General features: G+C 34.3%; 4 protein-coding genes. All 4 read left to right on the top strand.

The features are described from left to right. Nucleotides 1-207: 207 nt before the first annotated feature. Nucleotides 208-906, top strand: coding sequence for a hypothetical protein (locus tag ACZQCL_RS05985; RefSeq protein WP_482482233.1), 699 nt, complete (start codon nucleotides 208-210; stop codon nucleotides 904-906). Between the two features lie 82 nt (nucleotides 907-988). Further along, nucleotides 989-1,534 (top strand): LemA family protein, encoded by a 546-nt coding sequence (locus ACZQCL_RS05980; protein ID WP_333881700.1) that lies wholly within the window; start codon nucleotides 989-991, stop codon nucleotides 1,532-1,534. Further along, nucleotides 1,515-3,389, top strand: coding sequence for a DUF2207 domain-containing protein (locus ACZQCL_RS05975; RefSeq protein ID WP_482482232.1), 1,875 nt, complete (start codon nucleotides 1,515-1,517; stop codon nucleotides 3,387-3,389). Before ACZQCL_RS05980 ends, ACZQCL_RS05975 begins: the two co-directional genes overlap by 20 nt. 424 nt (nucleotides 3,390-3,813) lie before the next feature. Beyond that, nucleotides 3,814-5,088 carry an ATP-binding protein gene (locus ACZQCL_RS05970; RefSeq protein WP_482482231.1) on the top strand — a complete coding sequence of 425 codons (1,275 nt, stop codon included), beginning with the start codon at nucleotides 3,814-3,816 and terminating at the stop codon, nucleotides 5,086-5,088. Nucleotides 5,089-5,345 lie beyond the last annotated feature (257 nt).

Genomic DNA, 5,345 nt, shown 5'->3' with positions numbered 1-5,345 from the left:
ACACCAATACACTATTAAAGTGCATAAAAAAATAAATAATCTTAAATCGCGAAATTTTGAAGATCATTTCATGCGTAATCACTATTTTTTAGTGGCGAAATTTGCTTTTTTTTAAGAATTGTGTATAGTATTAAGTGTTGTTGTTCATTTTTTGGTGGACAACCGCCTCGTATTTTATGAGGCCAAGGGGGAAGATTGGAGGGTGTTTTGAACTTTATAAAAGAAGAAAATTTAGAGAGTAGTGTAGTAAGAAAAGGATTGGTTTCGGGTTTATTGTTGTCGACATTAGCATTAACAGTACTAACAACATCATCAGTTATTGGGGAAGAAAGTAAGGTTTATGCCAAAACGAATAATGCGGATACAAACATTTTAATGCGTGTGGATACAAAAAACGGAACGGAAGAGTTAAAAAAGAAATTCGAAGAACAGATTCAAGATATCGAGGAAGAATCTAGCAAGAAACAAGAAGAGTCGAAAAGCGTTGAAGAAATGATCTTAGAGCAGCCGGATTTATTGAATGATGTAACATTCGTTCAGAATAATTATAATGCGGTGACTCAGGTCGTTTATTCGCAACCATCATACGCACAATATGTAAGTAATGCGAATGCACTTACTGCATCGGGTGGTGTATATTATGGGCCTAATGGAAAGGAAACATACTACAACTTAAATATGTCAGGGGTAGTCGACATTATGCGTGGTATGGGAAATAATGATAATTATTGGGTTCGTGAAGATGGTGCGAAGATGTTAGGGGATTATGTTATTGTGGCAGCCGATTTAAATAAGTATCCTAGAGGATCTATTGTAGATACTTCATTAGGACAGGGAATCGTCTGTGATACAGGTAGTTTTACGCAAAATTCAGATACTCAATTAGATATTGCGACAGACTGGTAATATATATGAGTAAGGGTAGAAGTGTTATGCTTCTACTTTTTTTTGTTTATTTGAGGTATAATTTTGTCAGGAGGATTTTATTATGATCTTAATTATTGTTGTTATTGTATTAATCGTCTTGTTGGTATTGTTTGTGATGTCAAGCTACAACAAGCTTGTTCGTTTATCAAATAGAGTGGATGAAGGCTTCTCTACAATGGATGTGTATTTGAAGAAACGTTTTGATTTGATTCCTAACTTGGTTGAAACCGTGAAGGGGTATGCGAAACATGAGGCGGATACATTGAGTTCAGTGATTGCCCAAAGAAATATGGCGAAAACATCAAAGGATGTTATGGATAGTGAAAATAAGATCACAAATGCCATTCAGGGAATTTTTGCGGTGGCTGAACAATATCCAGATTTAAAGGCCAACACGAATTTTATGGATCTTCAAAATCAATTGAAGAATGTCGAAGAGGATATCGCAAATTCTCGTAAATACTATAATGCATTAGTTCGTGAATATAATGATGTGATTATGAGTGTTCCGACAAATATTGTGGCATCTTTATTCCATTTTGAAAAGAAGACAATGTTTGAAGTGGCCAATGCTTCGGAAAGAGAAAATGTTCAAGTTAAATTTTAAGAAGGTCTTGGCCTTCTTATTCGCATTTATTTTATGCTTTGGATGTATCGATGTATATGCTGATGATGGAGGGTATACGATTGATGACTATACAGTAAATGCGATATATCATTCAAACAATACGATTGATGTCAAAGAAGTGATTGATGTTAACTTCTCAAGTTATCGTCATGGGATTTATCGTAATATTCCAGAAACGATGTATATCAATCGAGATGAAAAGTATAAATTGCAAATCAAAGATATCGCAGTTTTAAATGATGAGTATGAAGTGGATTCTGATTCAGGAAATCGTGTCATTCAAATTGGTAGTGAAGACTATACGATCATTGGCCCACACACATATACTTTGACATATACGATTGTCATTCCAGAAGATTATCATTCTGATTTGGATTTTATCTATTACTCGGTTCTTGGAAACAATTGGGATACAACCATTTCTCATTTTAATTTTGATATTCAGTTTGAAAAGGCTTTAACGGATGAAGAAATGTCAAACATTCAAGTTTTTAGTGGAAGTCTAGGAAATCAATCGAATGATTTAAATGTGACTCCCATCATTACTTCTAATTCTATTAGTGGTTCTGCCTATGATATTGGTGCTAAACAAGCCATTACTCTTTTTGGTGAATTAAGACAAGGCTATTTTGTGGGTGCCAAACAAACCACTTCCAAGATTCCATTTATCTTTTTAGGTTTAGCTGTTTTATTTGGCTTATACAGTTTGATTCGTGCTCTTCTTTTAAAGAAAGCGCATATTACACCAATTGTGAATTTCTATCCACCAAAAGATATGGATCCAGCTATGGTTGGAACGATTGTGGATGAGTCTGTGGATCAAGAGGATTTAATGGCCTTGATTCCATATTGGGCTAGTAAAGGATATTTAACCATTTCTGAAACGGAGGATGACTTGGTTCTTACAAAAGTGGAGAATCATGAACCGCCTATTTTAAAACATCAAAAGAAGATTTATAACGGATTGTTTAAAACAAAAAACAATGTGAAATTATCGAAACTATCAAGTAAGTTTGGTAAGGCTATGGATGATGCCAAAGAAGCTTTGAATGATGAATTTAGTGGCGATAAAAAATTATCAAGTATTGATCATGGGTTTGTGACAACCATACTAGCTATGATTTGTATGATTGTATGTATCTTATTCAATACTCGATATAGTATTGTAGATAATTTGATTGAAACCATTCTTGCGACATTTAGCTTTGTGCTTATGATGGTTTTAAATTATTCTGCAGCTGCAACCGGAGTATTTAACAAGAATAAGCTAGGCGTATTAAAGAAAGTGTTGAGCATTGCGTTTATTTTAATTCTTGCATACTTTATATATCGACAATGTAATTCGATTCTAAGTATTGTTCCATTTGAATTTATGATGATAGGCATTGTGGTTGTTTCACTACCAATACTTTTGGTTTCTAAATTTAATGTGGTGAGTAACTACTTCAAAACTGTGGCTCCAGAACTATTAGGTTTTAAAGACTTTGTTGAAAAAGCAGAAGTACCACAATTGGAAAGATTGTCTATGGAAAATCCATCTTACTATTATGATGTCATTCCATATGCGATGGTCTTTGGACTTTCTGAAATGTGGACAAAGAAATTTAGTACGATTCCTTTGGCACAACCCGATTGGTATGATTCGTATTATTCAGATCCATATTCTTCTTATTTCTTTTACAGAATGCTGACAAGAAGTATGTATGAACCGATTCATGAGAATTTATTAGATTATCAAACAGAACAAATGAAAAGTACAGCCGATAGCATGGGCTCTAGCTTTGGTGGCTTCTCTGGTGGAGGCGCCGGTGGCGGAGGCGGCGGAAGCTGGTAAGAGATGAGTATTAGGGTGATGAGCCCGCTACTGATTCATGAACTTAGGGTGATGAGCCCGCGTAACTTGGTAGGTGTTGTGCACCTACCTTTTTTGCGTTCAATAATAAACGGGGGATTTCACACGAATGCATATTTCGTACATATTCATTACTGTAGAAAAAACAAAGAGTCTATATGCTTATAATGGTTGTCTTTCACTAGAAATTGTAAGATCCAGTGATGTGTTTATCAAACATAATTTTGATAAACATGTTTGAGCGGCAGTTGAAATAATGTCTTTGAAGATGTACATACCTTGTACTAGCGACGTATCCGTCGTAAGTTTAATGTATAAAATTGCGAAAGGATTGATAATTTTAGAATAGGTTGGTATACTACAGGTGAAAGTTGCGACAAATACGACGCAAGTGTGAGGTGAAAAAATGGTTAAGCGAGATTCTTATTTGAAACGATTGATTCACAATATGTGGAATGGAGAGGTGAAGGTTATCACTGGTATTCGTAGATGTGGAAAATCAGTTATGCTTTTTGACCTGTTTTATGAGTATCTTCTATCTCAGGGAGTACCAGAAGACCATATTCTTAAGTTTGAGTTAGATCAAAGACGATATTACAAATATCGAAACCCGATTACTCTTTGCGAGTATGTAGAAGATGCGATTTGTGATAAAAAAGAAGAAAAATTCTATCTTTTTATTGATGAAGTACAATATACTACTAAAGTTGTTGATGAAGAAAATGGTGGAATTACAGTTACGATTTATGATATGCTCAATGAACTGAAAGCATACAGAAATCTTGATGTTTATGTAACTGGAAGTAATTCTAAAGGTTTGTCTAATGACATTGCTACGGAATTCAGAGGGCGCGCAACACAGATTCATGTTTATCCGCTATCATTTGAAGAATATTATTCGCATGTTAAAGGGGATGAAAGAAAAGCGTTAGATACCTATATGCTTTATGGTGGAATGCCTAGGTTATTGGCTTTAGAAGATGAAAAAGATAAAAAGGACTATTTGACTTCTCTTTTTAGGGAAGTTTACATTAGAGATATTGTGGAACGTAACAAAATTGAAAGGGAAGATATTCTTGGCGATATATTGGACTTTTTGGCTTCGCAGATAAGTTCATTGACAAACCCCACGAATATATCGAATGCCTTGACTAGTATGAAAAATGAAAAAATAAGTTCTACCTTGGTCGCGAACTATGTGCAGCATACGATAGATTCTTTTCTGATCAGCATGGCAAAAAGATATGATGTTAAGGGGAAAACTTATTTTCAGTACCCCAACAAGTACTATTATACAGATGTTGGATTACGTAATGCTCGTTTAAATTATCGTCAATATGATCCAGGTCACATTATGGAGAACATCATATACAATGAACTTATGCGTAGAGGCTATAGTGTGGACGTTGGCGTTGTAACGGATCGAAGCAATGGGAAAAATCTTCAGAAGGAAATAGATTTTGTAGTAAATGATGCGGATCGAAAAATCTATATTCAATCGGCATTTCGGATGGACACAGAACAGAAAACATCTTCTGAATTGGCTTCTCTAATGCTTGCGAAGGATTTCTTCAAAAAAATAATTGTTCGCATGGATATACCGCATAATTTTTACGATGAAAATGGTATTTTTCATTGCAATTTAATTGATATGCTATTAGGACGAGTAGAGTTGTTTTAATGAATGTTGCCCATTGGTATACTATATATTCATACATGTTCATTATCATAAAGTAAGCAATTGGTTTTACTTTCCTTGAATATTTAAGGTTTCAAAGTGGAATCTAAAGAGGTTTAAAAAGAAAAAGATAGAGAATTCTTATACTATAAGTCTAAAAAAGGCGCTCTAAAATAGTGTAGGGTTATGTGAAAATACCGGCTTTAAATTATTGTAGGGTTTCCGTATTAGGTTAAGAAAACTTAAATTTATGAATTTAC

Source organism: Holdemanella sp. (assembly GCF_056804935.1).
This window is presented reverse-complemented; position numbering and strand designations above follow the sequence as displayed.